15 protein-coding genes are annotated in these 16,602 nt (G+C 46.6%); 6 read left to right on the forward strand and 9 right to left on the reverse strand.

From position 1 onward, the window contains the following. The first annotated feature begins 369 nt into the window (after positions 1-369). From AB6805_RS06540 to chrA, 3 genes are all read left to right on the forward strand, one after another. A complete protein-coding gene (locus tag AB6805_RS06540; RefSeq protein ID WP_370908640.1) occupies positions 370-891 on the forward strand; it encodes an ExbD/TolR family protein in 522 nt (173 codons plus the stop codon). 45 nt (positions 892-936) lie between these two features. Then, positions 937-1,893, forward strand: coding sequence for an isopenicillin N synthase family dioxygenase (locus AB6805_RS06545; protein ID WP_370908641.1), 957 nt, complete (start codon positions 937-939; stop codon positions 1,891-1,893). A gap of 353 nt (positions 1,894-2,246) precedes the next feature. Beyond that, positions 2,247-3,407, forward strand: coding sequence for a chromate efflux transporter (gene chrA, locus AB6805_RS06550; RefSeq protein ID WP_370908642.1), 1,161 nt, complete (start codon positions 2,247-2,249; stop codon positions 3,405-3,407). Here the strand turns inward: chrA and AB6805_RS06555 are convergent. Genes AB6805_RS06555 through AB6805_RS06570 form a run of 4 tightly spaced genes read right to left on the reverse strand, consistent with a single transcriptional unit; the run spans position 3,402 to position 8,558 of the window. Continuing rightward, positions 3,402-4,751, reverse strand: a complete 1,350-nt coding sequence (locus AB6805_RS06555) for a sigma-54-dependent transcriptional regulator (RefSeq protein WP_370908643.1) — start codon at positions 4,749-4,751, stop codon at positions 3,402-3,404. The two genes, chrA and AB6805_RS06555, sit on opposite strands and share 6 nt — an antisense overlap. A gap of 16 nt (positions 4,752-4,767) precedes the next feature. Beyond that, positions 4,768-5,232: a DUF4199 domain-containing protein gene (locus tag AB6805_RS06560; protein ID WP_370908644.1), complete on the reverse strand. Its 465-nt coding sequence runs from the start codon at positions 5,230-5,232 to the stop codon at positions 4,768-4,770. A gap of 27 nt (positions 5,233-5,259) precedes the next feature. Beyond that, positions 5,260-7,776, reverse strand: a complete 2,517-nt coding sequence (ligD, locus tag AB6805_RS06565) for a DNA ligase D (protein WP_370908645.1) — start codon at positions 7,774-7,776, stop codon at positions 5,260-5,262. Next, positions 7,773-8,558 carry a Ku protein gene (locus AB6805_RS06570; protein ID WP_370908646.1) on the reverse strand — a complete coding sequence of 262 codons (786 nt, stop codon included), beginning with the start codon at positions 8,556-8,558 and terminating at the stop codon, positions 7,773-7,775. The genes ligD and AB6805_RS06570 overlap by 4 nt, the downstream gene beginning before the upstream one ends. Before the next feature lie 107 nt (positions 8,559-8,665). On the opposite strand from AB6805_RS06570, the gene AB6805_RS06575 reads away from it, so the two are divergent. Then, positions 8,666-9,013, forward strand: a complete 348-nt coding sequence (locus tag AB6805_RS06575) for a hypothetical protein (protein ID WP_370908647.1) — start codon at positions 8,666-8,668, stop codon at positions 9,011-9,013. An 18-nt stretch (positions 9,014-9,031) separates the two neighbouring features. Here the strand turns inward: AB6805_RS06575 and AB6805_RS06580 are convergent, their stop codons facing one another. From AB6805_RS06580 to AB6805_RS06595, 4 genes are all read right to left on the reverse strand, one after another. Beyond that, on the reverse strand, positions 9,032-10,099 hold the full coding sequence (locus AB6805_RS06580; RefSeq protein WP_370908648.1) for a DNA topoisomerase IB: 1,068 nt from the start codon (positions 10,097-10,099) through the stop codon (positions 9,032-9,034). After that, a complete protein-coding gene (locus AB6805_RS06585; RefSeq protein WP_370908649.1) occupies positions 10,092-10,958 on the reverse strand; it encodes an SDR family oxidoreductase in 867 nt (288 codons plus the stop codon). Before AB6805_RS06585 ends, AB6805_RS06580 begins: the two co-directional genes overlap by 8 nt. Before the next feature lie 79 nt (positions 10,959-11,037). Then, entirely contained in the window at positions 11,038-11,592 is a 555-nt protein-coding gene (locus AB6805_RS06590) for a ferritin-like domain-containing protein (protein ID WP_370908650.1), read from the reverse strand. Positions 11,593-11,623: 31 nt separating this feature from the next. Next, positions 11,624-11,851, reverse strand: a complete 228-nt coding sequence (locus tag AB6805_RS06595) for a hypothetical protein (RefSeq protein ID WP_370908651.1) — start codon at positions 11,849-11,851, stop codon at positions 11,624-11,626. A gap of 301 nt (positions 11,852-12,152) precedes the next feature. Between AB6805_RS06595 and AB6805_RS06600 the strand changes: the two genes are divergently transcribed. Both AB6805_RS06600 and AB6805_RS06605 read left to right on the forward strand, forming a co-directional pair. Further along, positions 12,153-13,595 (forward strand): ATP-binding protein, encoded by a 1,443-nt coding sequence (locus AB6805_RS06600; RefSeq protein WP_370908652.1) that lies wholly within the window; start codon positions 12,153-12,155, stop codon positions 13,593-13,595. Positions 13,596-13,656: 61 nt separating this feature from the next. Beyond that, a complete protein-coding gene (locus tag AB6805_RS06605) occupies positions 13,657-15,099 on the forward strand; it encodes an ATP-binding protein (protein WP_370908653.1) in 1,443 nt (480 codons plus the stop codon). A 48-nt stretch (positions 15,100-15,147) separates the two neighbouring features. Here AB6805_RS06605 and AB6805_RS06610 read toward each other — a convergent pair whose 3' ends face one another. Continuing rightward, the gene (locus AB6805_RS06610) at positions 15,148-16,584 is read right to left on the reverse strand and encodes a sigma-54-dependent transcriptional regulator (protein ID WP_370908654.1); all 1,437 of its coding nucleotides are present in this window, start codon (positions 16,582-16,584) and stop codon (positions 15,148-15,150) included. Between the last annotated feature and the right edge of the window lie 18 nt (positions 16,585-16,602).

The raw sequence follows: 16,602 nt of genomic DNA on the forward strand, positions 1-16,602 counted from the left end.
CTGATTACCTTGATTTTGTTTTTTGGATTTTTTAATGGATTTTATAGATGAAAAAGGAGATAGAAGCGATTCGCTTTTGTCTCCTTTTTCATTCTAACCATATTCAAAATTTCAAAAAAATAAAATCAAGGTAATCAGTATAATCAGCGTAATCAGCGAGAAAGACAAAACCCGCTCTTATCTCCCCGAAATACTTACAACAAATGGTGGGAAAATCAGCGTAATCAACATAATCAGCGTAATCCTGAGCCAAGACAATTTAAAAGCGCCGAAGGCGCCCCCCACCCGCTTTTATGGAATCGCACACTTCGCGCATCTATAACAATGAAAGCGCTTTCAACCAATTTCGTTTAACCTAAACCGTTATATATGGCTGAAATGAATACTGCTCCGCAACAGGGTAAAAGGGGAACCCGCAGCAATAAAAAATCCACACGTGTAGATATGACACCTATGGTAGATCTGGGCTTCCTGCTGATCACTTTCTTTATGCTCACTACCACGATGGCCAAACCCAAAACAATGGATTTGATTATGCCAAAAGACGACGGCGATCCGATGTCGTTGCCGGCAAAAAAAGCGTTGACTGTAATCCTTGGTCCGGACAACCGTATTGCCTGGTATGAAGGTATTGGCGACGATCCCGCTATGCCGCCACAGGTACACTATAGCAGCTATGCCAACCGCAATGGTATCCGGGATGTGATCATGGCAAAGAAGGCTGCCGTGTATGAAGCTTTCCAAAAAAATGAACTGATGGTACTGATCAAAGCACACCAGGCGTCGAACTATAAAAATGTGGTGGATATGATGGATGAAATGCTCATCAATAAAGTAGACCGCTATGCCGTGGTGGATATTAACGATAAAGAGGCCGGCTACTTCAAATGAGCTATTTTTCCCTACCTTTATCGCTCCAAAACAACAATTCAAAATATGGCAACTACCCACTCTATCCCCTCAGTGGACCTTGCAGACTTCACATCCGGAGATGCAGGGCGAAAAGCAGCCTTTGTGCAGCAGTTAGGTAAGGCTTATGAAGAAGTTGGTTTTGTAGCGGTAAAGAATCATGGGATTCCTGACGATCTGATTGCAGACCTCTACAAATACGTACAACAATTCTTCCAGCTTCCCGCTGACACCAAACACCAGTATGAAATTCCGGAGCTCGCCGGTCAACGCGGTTATACCTCCTTTGGTAAGGAACACGCCAAAGGTTATGACGCGCCGGACCTGAAGGAATTTTTCCAGTTTGGGCAAACGGTAGAGGACAACGATCCTATCAGCTCCGAATACCCTGCCAACGTACAGGTGGCGGAAGTGCCGGAGTTTACGCCTACCTTCTTTAAAGCATACCGGGGATTTGAGAAATCCGGCAGGTACCTGTTACAGGCTATCGCCCTGTTCCTGGGACTGGAGGAAAACTATTTTGATGATAAAATCCATAACGGTAATTCTATACTAAGGGCCATCCATTATCCGCCTATTACACAGGAGCCAAAATCGGCTATCCGTGCGGAGCAGCATGAGGACATCAACCTCATCACTTTACTGGTAGGCGCTTCTGCCGATGGCTTGCAGATCCTGGATAAACAAGATAACTGGGTACCGGTTACCTCCCTGCCGGAACAGATTGTGGTAAATGTGGGGGATATGCTGCAGCGGTTAACGAATAACCGTTTGAAATCAACCACACACCGGGTGGTAAATCCTCCCCGCGAAATGTGGAATACTTCCCGCTATTCGATTCCCTTCTTCCTGCATCCTAAATCCAATATGAAACTGGATAGCCTGGAAAGCTGCGTTACTGCAGAGAACCCGCTGGCATATGAGCCTATCACCGCCGGTGAGTACCTGGATGAACGCTTACGCGAAATAGGCTTGAAAAAATAAAGCTATTACATAGCAAAGTCCCGGTAAATTGTTTACCGGGACTTTATAAATATCCTGCGTATAAGCAAGTCTCTTCTTTAACGGTTCTTCCTGATATGGTTATTCTTTAGATCCGAACATTTTTCATGCCGGTGGGTGATTAACCTGTCTGACAAACTGATACAACGGACAAAAGGCCATATTCGTTATAATAGTCACCGATATTACAAGTATTGTGCCTTTATTGTTTTGGGGATTTCCGATATTAGCAGCACCGTTGTATTTTGTCCGGATATTTGATTACCTTATAACCTGTCCAATCGGCATACACTAAAATAACTGTGCTTCTACGTCATATACCTTTTCTTAAAGCTGTGCTATTACATAGCATCACTGCCTACGGAGGCCCGCAGGGTCATCTGGCCATGATGATGAAAACATTTGTACAGCAACGGAAGGATGTAACGGAACAGGAGCTAATGGAATACAATGCTTTCTGCCAGCTGCTTCCCGGTGCTTCTTCTTCCCAAACCCTTACCTTAATCGGCTATAAGCGCGGTGGCGCGATACTGGCTATTATTACCCTGCTGATATGGATTTCTCCGGCCTGTTTGATCATGGGCTCCCTGAGTTTCCTGTTACAATACTTCGGCAAGAACGCCCTGCATACAGATATCTTTAAGTACGTACAGCCGATGGCGGTAGGCTTCCTTGCTTATGGCGGCATCCGTGCTTTCCGGATCAGTATTAACAGTATGGCAACATTTGCCATCATGGTGGTATCCATGTTCACCGCTTTCTTCCTGAAATCGCCATGGACCTTTCCTGCGCTGATTATACTGGGTGGTATTGTTTCCAACTTCAGTAACAAGCGTATTCCCGGGGTGGCGGAAAAACCACGTAAAATACAGTGGGGCAATATCTGGTTATTTGTGTCGCTGTTTATCCTGGCCGGGGTGCTGTCTGAGCTGGCGCGTACCCATGAATGGATAACGCGGCGTCCTTTTAACCTCTTTGAAAACTTTTACCGTTTCGGCAGCCTCGTATTTGGCGGTGGCGATATCCTGATTGCCATGATGCTGGAACAGTATGTAACACGCGCTAAATCGCAATACCTTTCTGCGGAGGAACTGCTTACCGGCGCCGGTATTATGCGGGCGCTCCCTGGTCCTACGTTTTCCATATCCGCCTATGTTGGCGGTATGGCCATGCGGAACCTGGGTATGGGATACCAGTTCCTGGGATGTATTATAGCGCCTATCGCTATCTTTCTGCCCAGCCTGTTGCTGGTATTGTTTTTCTTCCCGATCTGGAACAACCTGAAAAGATACGTGGTGATATACCGTGCCCTGGAGGGGATCAATGCGGTGGTAGTAGGCATAATGTGGGCAGCCACTTTTATTCTCTTCTTTGTAATCCCGGTGAACTGGTACAACCTGCTGATCATGGCCAGTACGCTGGCACTGCTGTGCCTTACCAAGGTGCCCTCGCCCTTTATCGTACTGGCGTGCCTGTTATTAGGCTGGCTGTTATGATGCGCTGATATTGTATTCCTTAATTTTGTTGTAAAGGGTGGTTAAGCCGATGCCCATCAGTTCTGCCGCCCTGGTTTTGTTGCCTTTGGCGTGGGCCAGCACCCGGATAATATGTGCTTTCTCCATATCTGCCAGTTTAAGGGAAGATGCGTCCTCCGCGTTCCCTTGCTGGAAATCGAACGGCAGCACGGGGGTATCCAGGATATCCGTATCCGTTAGGATGGCCGCTCTTTCAATTACATTACGCAGTTCGCGGATATTTCCCTTCCAGCTGTGTTGTTGCAGCGCGTGCAGGAAGGCGGGCGTCATCCCGGTGATACGTTTATTCATTTTGGGCGCTATCTGCTGAAGGAACCAGGTAGCCAGCAGGGGTATATCTTTCCGCCGTTCATTCAGTGAGGGCAGGGAAATCTGGAAGGCAGACAGCCGGTAGTAGAGATCGGAACGGAAATGCCCGGCGGCTATTTCCTGTTCCAGTTGCCGGTTGGTAGCGGCGATGATCCGCACATCCGTTTTAGTAGGTTTTGTTTCCCCTACTTTATAAAACTCCTGGGTTTCCAGTACGCGGAGCATTTTAGCCTGCAGCTCTATGGCCATCTCTCCTATTTCATCCAGGAAAATGGTACCCCCGCGGGCTTCTTCAAAAAAACCTTTTTTATCTTTTACTGCGCCGGTAAAGGCGCCGGCTACATGCCCGAATAATTCGCTTTCGAGGATTTCTTTACCAAAGGCGCTGCAGTTAACGGCAACAAAGGGTTGTTGCTTCCTTTGACTTCCCTGGTGTATGGCCTGTGCAAATACTTCCTTACCGGCGCCGGTTTCACCCAGCAGCAGCACGGTCATATCCGATGGCGCTACTTTTTCCGCTAAAGCAATAGCGGCGTGTATTTCAGGGGATTCTCCCAGGATGCTGCCGAAATTATATTTGCCTCCGATTTTCTTTTCGAGGTCGCGGATGCGGAATTGCAGATGCGCTTTATCCATTGCCTTGCTCACCAGCGGGAGGATCCGGTTGTTATCATCTCCTTTGGTGATATAATCGAAAGCGCCGTTTTTAATGGCCTGTACGCCATCGGCGATGTTACCATAAGCGGTGAGTACAATGGTTTCAATTTCGGGGTACCTGGTGCGTATCTGCTGTACCAGTTCCACCCCGTTGCCATCCGGCAGCTTTACATCAGACAGGATCACCTGTACTTCTTCTTTCTCCAGGACCTTTAAGGCGGACCTTATATTGCCCGCCTCATGAAGTGTATATCCTTCCAGGCCCAGCAGGCGGCTTAAAAGCTTGCGGAGCTGGTCCTCATCATCGATTATTAAAATATGGCCTTTAGACATAGCCATGCAAAGATAATAGTTCCTATGGCTTCCGTGATTTATCTGTTTTTTGGTTAGCCTTAAATACCAACCCGCCGAGTAAGGCGGCTACCACACCCACAAAAAGATTTACAAACAATACATTCCCCAGGAAATAGATCCAGAAATTTCCTTTCACCGTATCTTCTTCCACCAGCGTGTGCGAAGGATTACCACCTACCACCAGGTGAAATATGAGCAAAAAAACAGCATATATGATGGTGGCAATAAGCGTAGTACGCCACCCCATCGTAAAGGCCGACGTAGCAGATGTTTTATCCTTATGTACCCTGTTGTAATGGATAATGGAAATCAGCACACCGAGGAACATGATAAGGTTACCAAAATATCCCATCCATAAATTACCGTATAACTTTGTTACATAAAAGATCAGGGTAAAAACGATGCATATTGCTCCAAGAATGAAACCATATGCCGGTAATGATTTTGAAGATAAAGGCTTTTCCATGACATCAGTTTTAAATGAACAAAATGATCAGGCGTGCGCATTGCTTTCTATTTCACGGATCACTTTACGCAGGTCATTTTTAACACTTTTAATATCGTGCCACAAGTCGCCAACTTCGTTTACGCGTTCCAGTGAGTTGTGGATGTTAAAGTCGCTGATACGGAGCTTTTCGTTTACCTCTTCCCACAGCAGCGGCATAGACACGGTAGCACCGGGTTTGGGACGGACAGAATAAGGAGACGCTACAGTTTGGCCCTTACTGTTCTGCAAAAAGTCGATATACACTTTTTTATTCCGGGCAGATTTGGCGCGAACCACACTGGTGCTTTTCGGCAACTCCTCATTAACATGCCGTGCAATATATTCCGCAAACAGCCGGGTAGTTTCATAAGGATGCTTTGCCGATGTGGGCACATAAATATGTAAACCGGTAGAGCCGGAGGTTTTACAAAAAGACGTGATATGGAAACTGTCCAGCATGTTTTTGATATGCAAGGCCGTTTCTACTACGTACTTAAAATCAATATCTTCCGGATCGAGGTCCAGTATCATGAAGTCCGGTTTGTCGAGGCTGCTTAGCCTCGACAACCAGGGGTTTATTTCTATACACCCGAGGTTGACCATATAGGCCAGCGTGGCTTCGTTGTTACACACCAGGTAGTCTACATCCTTTCCGGTAGAATCTGCCCGCAGCGGCACGCTCTTTATCCATGCGGGGGCCTGCTCCAGGTCGAGATCTTTCTGGTAAAAAGAAGGTCCCTTGATGCCGTTGGGAAAACGATGCAGTGACAGGGGCCGGTCTTTCAGATGAGGCACAATATATTTTGCCACCGACAGGTAGTAATCGATCAGTTGTCCCTTTGAGATCTGCTCATCCGGCCAGTATAATTTTGTTTGATTAGTAAGGGATACTTTCTTGCTGTTGAGCGTGAGGGTGCGTTCTTTTTCAATAGTAGTAGCCATGTTTATCTTCTTTGCTGTTTCAGGATGTACTTCTTTCGCCGGCTTGTCTTCCCGCAGGCCGAGGAAAACCGGTTGCCGCAGATGTCCGTCGCCGGTCCATTCCTGGAATTTCACTTCACATACCAGTTCCGGCTTTACCCAGGTAACCGGCATGTTGGTACCTACCTTTTCGGAGAACGGCGATGTTTTGGTGATTAACGGCTGCAGTAGCGCATATAACTGCCCGATAGTGGCTTCATTTAAGCCACCTCCGCAGTGCCCGATGTATTTCAGTTTTTTGTTTTCATACATTCCCAGCACCAGGGCGCCTATTTGTTTCCGGCTGCCACGGGGCGCGGTATAACCGCAGATCAAGGCTTCCTGCTCGTTCACAATTTTTATCTTCAGCCATGCCATTCCTCTTCTGCCCTCTTCATACACGCTGTCTGCTTTTTTGGCAATGATGCCCTCCCATTCTTGTGTACGGGCCTTCTCAAAAAAGTTTATTCCTTTTTTAAGCACATGGGGGGAAAAACGGATGGTTTTATCATTCAATTCCTTTATCACATCTTTCAGCAGACTTTTCCGCTCCAGCAGGCTCAGGTGCTGCAAGTCGTTCCCATCCAGATGAAGCAGGTCGAATACCACATATACCAGTTTTCCCTTACCTGTAGTCCTGTAGTTTTGCAGCGTTTGAAAATGGGATTTGCCCTTATTATCCAGTACAATAATTTCTCCGTCCAGCACCACATTATGCGAAATTTTCTCCACGGCAGCCACTACCGCGGGATAGTCTTCATTAAAAGACTTCTCATTGCGGGAATACAAATTTGCCTGATGGTTTTCCACGCTGGCAATGGCCCGGTAGCCATCCCACTTGGTTTCAAAGAGCCAGTCGTTGCCATCAAATGGTTCACTGACGAGGGTTGTCAGCATCGGTTTATATACTTTCTTTATTTTCCGGGCGGCGCGGGTTGTTTTCTTTTTCACCTCAGCGCTGACTACTGCTGTTGATTTTTTTTTTGCCACCTTCGTGGCAGCTTTATTTTTTTCTCCCTGTGCTTTTATTCTTTCCGGCGTATAGTCTTCGCTGTTATATTCATCAACGGCATATTTATCTTTGTGTTTAATCAGCAGCCAGGCATTTTCTTCGCGGCCTTTCATCTTTACCAGTGCAAATTCTCCTTTTAGTTTCTTTCCTTTCATTACAATTTTCAGATCGCCGGATTTCAGCTCCCGGAGAGCTTCTTTATCAAAGCTTTTCCCATCGGGATTCATCAGCTCAAAAGTGCCTTTGTCCCAGATGTACACGGTACCTGCGCCATAATTCCCGGCGGGAATGGTGCCTTCAAAATCCTTGTAATCGTAGGGATGATCCTCTACCTCCATTGCCAGCCGCTTATCTGCCGGATTCATGGATGGACCTTTTGGTATTGCCCAGCTTTTTAGCACGCCATCCACTTCCAGCCTGAAATCATAGTGCAGCCGGGAAGCATGATGCCGCTGTACCACGAAAATATGTTTCCCGGCCACCGGCTTACCTGTAGCAGGTTCAGTAGTTTCCGTGAAGTTTCGTTTCTTTTTATATTCCGATAAACTCATGATGCGCGTTTTTTGGTGGCCGGTTTACCTCCGAGGCTGGCTTTCAGCTGATCGAACAGGTTATCGCTCTTGGTGTGTACCACGCGCATTTTCTTCACTACCGGCTTCTTACCACCGGCTTTGGCCTTTATAATTTTCAGGAGTTCCGCCTTGTATTCATCTTTATACTGGCTGATATCAAATTCGGTGGTGTATTGTTTTACCAGTTCTATGGCCATATCCAGCTCTTTCTTGGCCAGTTTTACATGCGTTGGCAGGGTAAGGTCCTCAGCGGAACGGATTTCTTCCGCAAAGCGGAGTTGTTGCAACAGCAGGTAATTTTCCCGCGGCCGGATCACGGCCAGGTGTTCCTGGCTGCGCAGTACAAACCGGCTGATGCCTGCTTTACCCGTTTTCTCGAGGGTTTGCTGCAGCAGGGCGTATGCTTTTTCGCCTCCTTTGGCAGGTTCAATGAAATAAGGATTTTCGAAATAGATATCGTCGATCTCTGTTTCTTCCACAAAAGACTCTATTTCGATGATTTTACTTTTCTTAGGACTGGCTGCTTCAAAATCTTCATCTTCCAGGATAACATACTCATCTTTATACAGATAGCCCTTTACGATCTGCTCCCAGGGCACTTCTTTACCTGTATTTTCATTGATGCGCTGGTATTTGATGTGCGCCCCGTTTTTGCTGTCCAGCATGTCCAGGTCCAGGCGGCTGTCCTGGGTAGCGCTAAATAGTTTTACCGGGATGTTTACCAACCCGAATCCTATGGATCCTGACCATATAGCTCGCATAAAATGATATTTTTGGTATTAAATAAAAGTTAACACAAATGGTACCATGATCTTAAAACATCGCGGCATAACTTTTGGTTTTTTAGGTTTAACTAAAACCTTTATTTATGGAAAAGCCAGGCGAAATGACAACTTTATCAAGGGTATTGGAGAAGCTGCATGAAAAAGGATTTGATCACGAGTTAAAGATGAGTGATCATGGCAGGTTGCAGAATACGGATGAGCAGAAAATCTATAACCCGGAAGACCTGACTATCATTAAAACCTATCGTTTTGAGGGAGAGTCAGATCCTTCAGATTCCTCAATTTTATATGTAATGGAAGACCAGGAAGGCAATAAGGGCTATATACTGGATGCGTATGGCGCTTACAGTTCACACGAAGAGGCAGGTTTTGACGAATTTATCCAGAAGATCAAAGTAGAAGACAGAGAAGATCAGCTGATATTTGGGTAGCCCGCTATGCAGGCGCCTTTACCTGCTACCGGCTTCCTTCAGAAATTGCATGAGTAACTTTTCATCCGCATGTAACCCGCCACTGGCGGGTTTATTGCGTTTAGCCCGTAACTGTTGCAGCCAGGGTTCCAGTTCGCCGTTTTCGTAGCTGTTAAGGATTTGCGGATGAATGTAATATTTTTTGCACACGGCGCGGGTATTCCCCAACTTGCCCGCCACACCGTCGATTATCGCTACAATATTCCGGCGGCATTCCGTAATGGATTCAAAGGGTGTAAGGTCTGCCAGCAAATTTAATGCGTTCACGGTACCTGCCCAGGTACGGAAGTCTTTACAGGTAAATTCATTATCGGCGCAGCACTGTTTTATATACTCATTTACTTCCCCTGAGTCGAGGCCTTTATGTTCACCATTTTCATCGTAATACTGAAACAATACCTGGCCGGGAATATCCTGCACTTTTTTCAGCAGTTTTGCAAGTGCAGCGTCATGAAGTTCTATTTTATGCTCCACTCCTTTTTTTCCGCGGAACCGGAAAAAAGCGGTGTTGCCATTGATCTTCACGTGCTTATCCCGTAAGGTGGTAAGCCCGTGCGAGCCGTATAGCTTTTCATAGGAGGCGTTGCCAACCCGGATCAGCGTTTCCTCCATCACGGATAAGGCAATGGCAATGACTTTTTCTTTATCCAGAGAAGGCCGTTTCAGATCTTCGTTTATACGTTTCCGTATTCCCGGTAACGCCTCTCCAAATTGCAGGAGGCGATAGTATTTGGTTTCGTTGCGGGCTTTGCCCCAGTCGAGATGATACCGGTACTGTTTACGTCCTTTTACATCGGTGCCGGTGGCCTGCAGGTGGCCATTGGCCCAGGTACAGATCCACACGTTTTCCCAGGCGGGCGGCAGCACCAGTTTCCGGATGCGATCCAGCACTTCGGGATCTTTCACTATTTTGCCGTCGGGGTCGAGGTAGATGAAGTCTTTCCCTTTGCGGACGCGTGTATACCCTGGTGCATCTGCTTTTACGTACCGGAGCTTCACTGATCTGGCTACGGCTACGGGGTCTGTTATCAGGTCTATGCTAACCATTTACGATCTCCCCTCCATTGGGATGCAGGATCTGACCGGTGAGATAACTGGCTTCATCGCTGGCCAGGAATACGTAGCAGGGGGCTACTTCCACTGGTTGGCCGGCGCGTTTCAGCGGTACGTCTGTCCCAAACTTTGCTACTTCCTCCGGGGTAAAAGTAGCGGGGATGAGCGGGGTCCAGATGGGGCCCGGCGCCACGCCGTTTACCCGGATTCCTTTTTCAGACAGGGAAGCGGATAACGACCTTACAAAAGAAACGATGGCTCCTTTGGTGGAACTATAATCGATAAGATGACTGCTGCCGCGGTAAGCCGTTACGGAAGTGGTACAAATGATACTTCCGCCTTTGGGAATATACGGCAGCGCTGCTTTGGTGAGATAGAAGTGCGGATAAATGTTAGTCTCGAAAGTTTTATGCAGCTGGGCGGCACTGATATCTTCGATACTTTTCTGCGGGTATTGTACAGCCGCATTGTTTACCAGGATATCTATCTTTTTAAACTTCTTTATTACTTTCTTAATAATATCATTACAATGCTTTTCATTGCTGATATCGCCGGCAATGAGCATACATTCGCGGCCTGCGAGGGTAATATGTTCGCAGGTGGTTTCAGCGTCTGTATGTTCATTAAAATAGGCAATGGCTACGTCTGCACCTTCTTTGGCAAAAGCCACCGCTACTGCCCGGCCAATGCCGCTGTCGCCGCCGGTGATAAGGGCTACCTTATTGTACAGTTTGCCTTTTTTTGCGTTGTCTTTTTCAAACACCGGGGCAGGGCTCATGACTTCTTCCAGTCCGGGTTGTACGGATTGTTTCCGGGCGGGCCTTACTGGCTTTTTGGGATTGGATTTTTGCATAGTATCAGGTTAAAAAAAGTCCCTGTATATGCAGGGACTTTTGCAGTTTCCATTAACAATTATACAAATCATCGTTAACCTATTCTGCTGCAGCTTCCTCGTTTACAGTAGTTTCAGCTACTTCTGTGAGCAGGCTGTCAGCGTTCTTTTCTTCTTGTAATGTTTGCTCCAGTAGTTTAACTACCTGTGAATGTCCCATTACATTGGCCAGCGTACGTAAGCTGCCATAGGCAGAAATTTCGTAGTGTTCAATTTTCTGGGAGGCAATGATAATACCGGCATCTCTTACGGCAGTATCGGCATCGGTATCTGCTACCACTTCCTGGCCTTCAGCTATCAGGCCTTCCATGGCCTCACATTTTTTAGCCTGCGGTTTTTTACCAAGTATTTCAAATACCTGTTCCAGGCGGGCTACATGTTCTTTGGTTTCTTCCAAATGGTTGCCGATACATTCGCTCAATTCTTCCGAGGTAGCAGCTTTCTGCATTTTGGGCAGTGCTTTTACCAGGTTTTTTTCTGCCCAGTAGATGTCTTTCAGTTCGTCCAAAAACAGTTCATGGAATTTGGATTCCGGCATTTTTTCACTGCCTGCTTTTCTTGCGGTGCCGTTGCCGGCGGATTTAGTGGTAGGCATTGTAACAGATTTTTTTTAGATGAAAGAATGGTTAATGTTTATCAGGTGATTGTCTTTTAAAAGCTTCTTCTTTTCCCTCAATAGCCTGCGGATTAGCGGGGGTATGAGGTGTATCCCTGTCCGGTATCTCCTGCGGGATGGGTTCAATTTCCGGCTTGTCTGGCGGCGGTTGAACCGGTGTTGGGTTTTCTTTTCCCGGCTGTTGTTTATCTGGAGTTGGATCAGGAATCGGCTGTTTATTTCTATCCGGATTATTCATAACTCACAATTTTATTGGTTAAGAACTATAGTTAGTTATCCAAAGTTCATTCCACTACCGGAACAGGTTATTTTTACTCCGGAAACAACTTTCTAAAACCCGCTACAGAACAGCGTTTAAAGGCACCTGTATCTCTGCGGTAACAGTGAGGCAGGTGTGCTTACATTGCTTGTAGAATTTACCGGCATTCTGTGGAATATGTTGCTCAGAAAGACCTTCACGGAAAAAGGATATTTTTTAGTAGCGAAATTCAGGCAGAAATAGTAACTTGAAATGCTTTCTCAAGATCTCATACATACAGATGCATTTTTCAGTACACAAGAAAATCCGGCTCGGGTTTTTCATTGCATTTACCGTTATCGTGGCGGCCTCGGTATTTTCGTACCTGGTGGCAAAGAACCTGCTGGACAATGCCGGCAGACTTAATCACGCCATTGAAGTTTCCAAACGGCTGGAGGTAATTACCCGGCAACTCAAGGAGGCGGAAGCCGCCATCAGGGGATATGCCCTTACAAAAGACAGCGCCTTCCTGGATCCCACTATGCAGGAACGCAGCAACAGGATTGAGCGGGAATACCTCCTGCTCCGGAAAATCACCAACGATAACCCTGTTCAGCAAAGACACCTGGATACCCTCCGTAGGTTGCTGGCCATCAAATACCAGCAACTGCAGCTGGGCGGAGAAAATTCCACCCAGCTGAAACAGCTCTCTGATGTTAAGGAAGGCGAAAAGTCCATGGATCTCATCGACAATAAGGTGCGTGACATGATCCGGATTGAGGAAAGCCTGGTACAGGAGAAATCGGAACTATATCATTTCTTCGCGGTGATGTGGGTGCCCATGATCTTTATATCCTCACTGGTAGCCATCCTGATAGGTATCTACTCTTATATTACCCTCACCAGGGAATTCAAATTACAGCTGCATATTGAAAGCCGGATGAAATCCTATCAGCGTGATCTGCAACAAAATATATCCCTCCTGAATAAAACCAACCAGGAGCTGGAGCAGTTTGCCTATGTGGCCTCGCACGATTTGCAGGAGCCGTTACGCAAGATATCGACCTTCAGTGACCGGTTGCAGATGAAATATAAAGACCAGCTGCCGCCGGATGCCACACAGCTGATAGACCGTATGGTGTCGGCCGTTTCCCGGATGCGGGTACTGATCAATGACCTGCTCATCTTTTCCAGGGCCGGCCGCATTACCCCCGAAAGCATCACCCCCGTGGATATGACCAAACTGCTGCAGGAAGTGATCAGCGACCTGGAGGTGACCCTTGAAGAGAAGAACGTGCAGATTCAATACGACCAGCTGCCGGTAATAGAAGGCAGCGACACTTCTTTTCACCAGCTGTTCCAGAACCTGCTGGCCAATTCCATTAAGTTTGCCAGTCCGGACAGGCGCCTGGAAATCAATATCCATCACGAGGTGGTAACCGGGAAGGAACTGGGCATTGTAAAAGAAAGCCGGTGGAACGATCCTTACTGCCGTATCAGCCTGGATGACAATGGTATTGGATTTGAGCAGGCTTACGCCGACCGCATTTTTCTCATTTTCCAACGGTTACATGGCATTAGCGAGTATTCCGGCACAGGGATAGGACTGGCCATCTGCAAAAAAATTGTAGACAGCCACAATGGCTTTATACAAGCCCACGGAGACCCGGGGAAAGGCGCCTCCTTTGTTATTATCCTCCCCCTGCGACAGAGAAACCGGAATGATGAATCTGCGGAGCAATAAAGGTTAGCACCTTTATTGCTGTGAATTTTGTCACAAATTGCAAAACTCCTAATCTATTGCGATGAGCGAGCGCCCGATACACATTTTAATGATAGACGATGATGAAGACGATTTCTTTCTCGTAACAGAATTATTGCATGATATTTCACCCGGCCAATATGTACTTGAATGGGCTTCTACCTATCAGAAGGGACTGGCTGCCATAGAAGACAATACGCACGACGTATTCCTGGTAGATTACCGGCTGGGGCCAAATACGGGTATTGATATCCTTCGAAGACTGCATCAGATGCATCATCAGCCACCGGTAATTATGCTTACCGGTAAAGGCGATTATAACATCGACCGGGAAGCGATGCAGGCCGGCGCCTACGATTACCTGGTGAAGGGAGAAATGACCGCCGACCTGCTGGAAAGATCCATCCGGTACGCGCTCGATGAATTTAACCATCGCCGGTCTATTGAGGAAAGTGAGAAGAAATACTATGGCATTTTCGAAAAAGCACATGACCTGATTGTGCTGGCCGACTGCGACCGGAATATTATCGATGCCAATCCTGCCGCATTAAGAACCCTTCAATACAGCCGGGAAGAAATACTAAAACTGCATCTGCGGGATCTCTTCATCTCCAAAGACCAGAGCGAGAATTTCCTGAATAACATCTGCAACGCCGGCGTTGCCAATTTACAGGAATATGATTTCAAAACTGCCGGCAACAAAAAAATGGTGGTGCTGATCAATGCTGTAATGCTGGACGAAGCAGCGCAGATATTCCTTTGCGTAATCCAGGATATCACTGATAAAAAGAGAGAAGAACAGGAAAAACAACACCAGGAGAAATTTGTAATCACCGGGCGTATTGCCAGAGTGATAGCGCATGAAGTAAGAAACCCGCTCACCAATATATTGCTGGCGGTAAGTCAGTTTAAGGAAGAAGAAGCAGTGGTGGCCAACGATGATACGCTGATGTATACAGATATCATTGAACGCAATTGCACACGCATTAACCAATTGATTACGGAACTGCTGCACAGCACCCGTATGATTGAACTCCATATGGAGCCCGTGGGGATCAACAACCTGATAGAGAAAGCGCTGCAGCTATCCGCGGACCGTTTGAAACTGAGTGAAATCCGTGTAGAAAAAAACCTCGTATCGCCGGATGTGATCATTAATGCAGATGAAGAAAAAGTGGTGATTGCCTTACTGAATATTATTATCAATGCTATTGAGGCGATGGTACCGGGGAAAGGCGTACTCACCATTACCACTGTGCGTAACCAGGATAAGGCAAAACTGATGATCCGCGACAATGGCGCTGGTATACCGGAGGACAAGCTGGCGCGTTTGTTTGATCCTTTCTATACCAGTAAGGCGAAAGGCACCGGTCTTGGGTTGACCAGCACGCAGAACATTTTACTAAATCACAAAGGAACTATACATGTAGATAGTGAGCCCGGAAAGGGAGCGGTATTTACGATTGCAATACCCGCTATCGTATAAATTTATTCCCTGGGAGACGGCTCTCCCAGGGAATAAACATTTGTTTGATCAATAATTTATATTCAGCAACCGTAATTTATTATACAGGGTTTTACGGTCGATATTCAATACCTGTGCTGCTTTTGTTTTATTATACTTCACTTCTTTCAGCACATTTATAATCTTATTGTATTCTGCCTGGAGGGCTACTGTTTTAAGGTCGTTGTCGTTGGAAAGCAGCGCCAGTTCACCGGAAACGTGTACTTCTTCCGGGATCTGGTTAAATGATTCTTTCATTTCCAGCGGTAATGCAATCATGGTAATATCTTCCATTTCCGGCGTAAGCAAACAGGCTCTCCGGATCACATTTTTCAGTTCGCGGATATTACCGGGCCAATTGTATTGCTGGAAGCAGTCCCATACTTCAGAAGAAATTTTACCGCATGATTTATCCAGTTCCCTTTCCACCTGGTCTACAAAGGCGGTAGTGAACAGTGGCAGGTCTTCGCGGCGTTCCCTCAAAGGCGGAATATAAATGGTGAACTCATTGAGGCGATGGAACAGGTCTTCCCTGAACTTGCCGCGCTGTACTGATTCAGAGAGCTTTTCGTTGGAGGCTACAATGATACGTACGTCGATCGGAATTTCTTTCAGGCTCCCTACCCGGCGAATTACCTTTTCCTGTAGCACGCGTAGCAGGGCCACCTGTATGTCGTATGATAAGTTGGAGATTTCATCCAGGAACAGGGTACCACCCTGGGCCTGTTCAAAAGCGCCTATTTTGGTATTGATAGCGCCGGTAAAAGAGCCTTTTTCATGACCGAATAATTCGCTTGCTGCCAGTTCTTTCGAGAGGCTGCCGCAATCCAGCGCAACAAAAGGCTGTTGATTTCTTTTACTGTGATGGTGAATAAGATGGGCCACGGATTCCTTACCGGTACCGGTTTCCCCGAAAATGATGACGCTGTAATCGGTGGGCGCCACCAGTTTGATTTGTCTTATTAATTCTTTCGCACCTTCGCTTTCACCGTATACATATTTATTATTCTTATCGTCCTGGTTACGGGACAATAACGTTTCCCGTACTTCTTCGGGTTCACTGCCCGACTCCACTGGCCTGGATGCGCGTCTTTCCTGTTCCGCCTCTTTATGAGCGAAGGCCTTATGTACCAGGTTGAGAATTTCATCCGGGTACAGTGGTTTGGAAAGATAATCGTAAGCGCCATTTTTCACCATTTCCACAGCTACTCTTACATCTGTGTAACCTGTAATAATGATAACAATGGTTGAAGGATTGATTTGATGGATATCCTGCAGCAGTTGTGCACCATCTGTATCTTTCAGCCGGTAATCGCAGAGTACAAGGTCATAGGTTTTTTCTTTCATCATTTTAAGTGCAGCACCACCCGTCATGGTGGTATCTACATCAAAACCATGTTTCCCGAGAAATTTACTCAGGAGTGTACAGATATTAATTTCGTCGTCTATAATTAGAATATTTTTCATACTTCTTTAATATAGTGG

Origin of the sequence: Chitinophaga sp. RCC_12 (assembly GCF_041360695.1) — a bacterium.
Lineage (GTDB): Bacteria > Bacteroidota > Bacteroidia > Chitinophagales > Chitinophagaceae > Chitinophaga.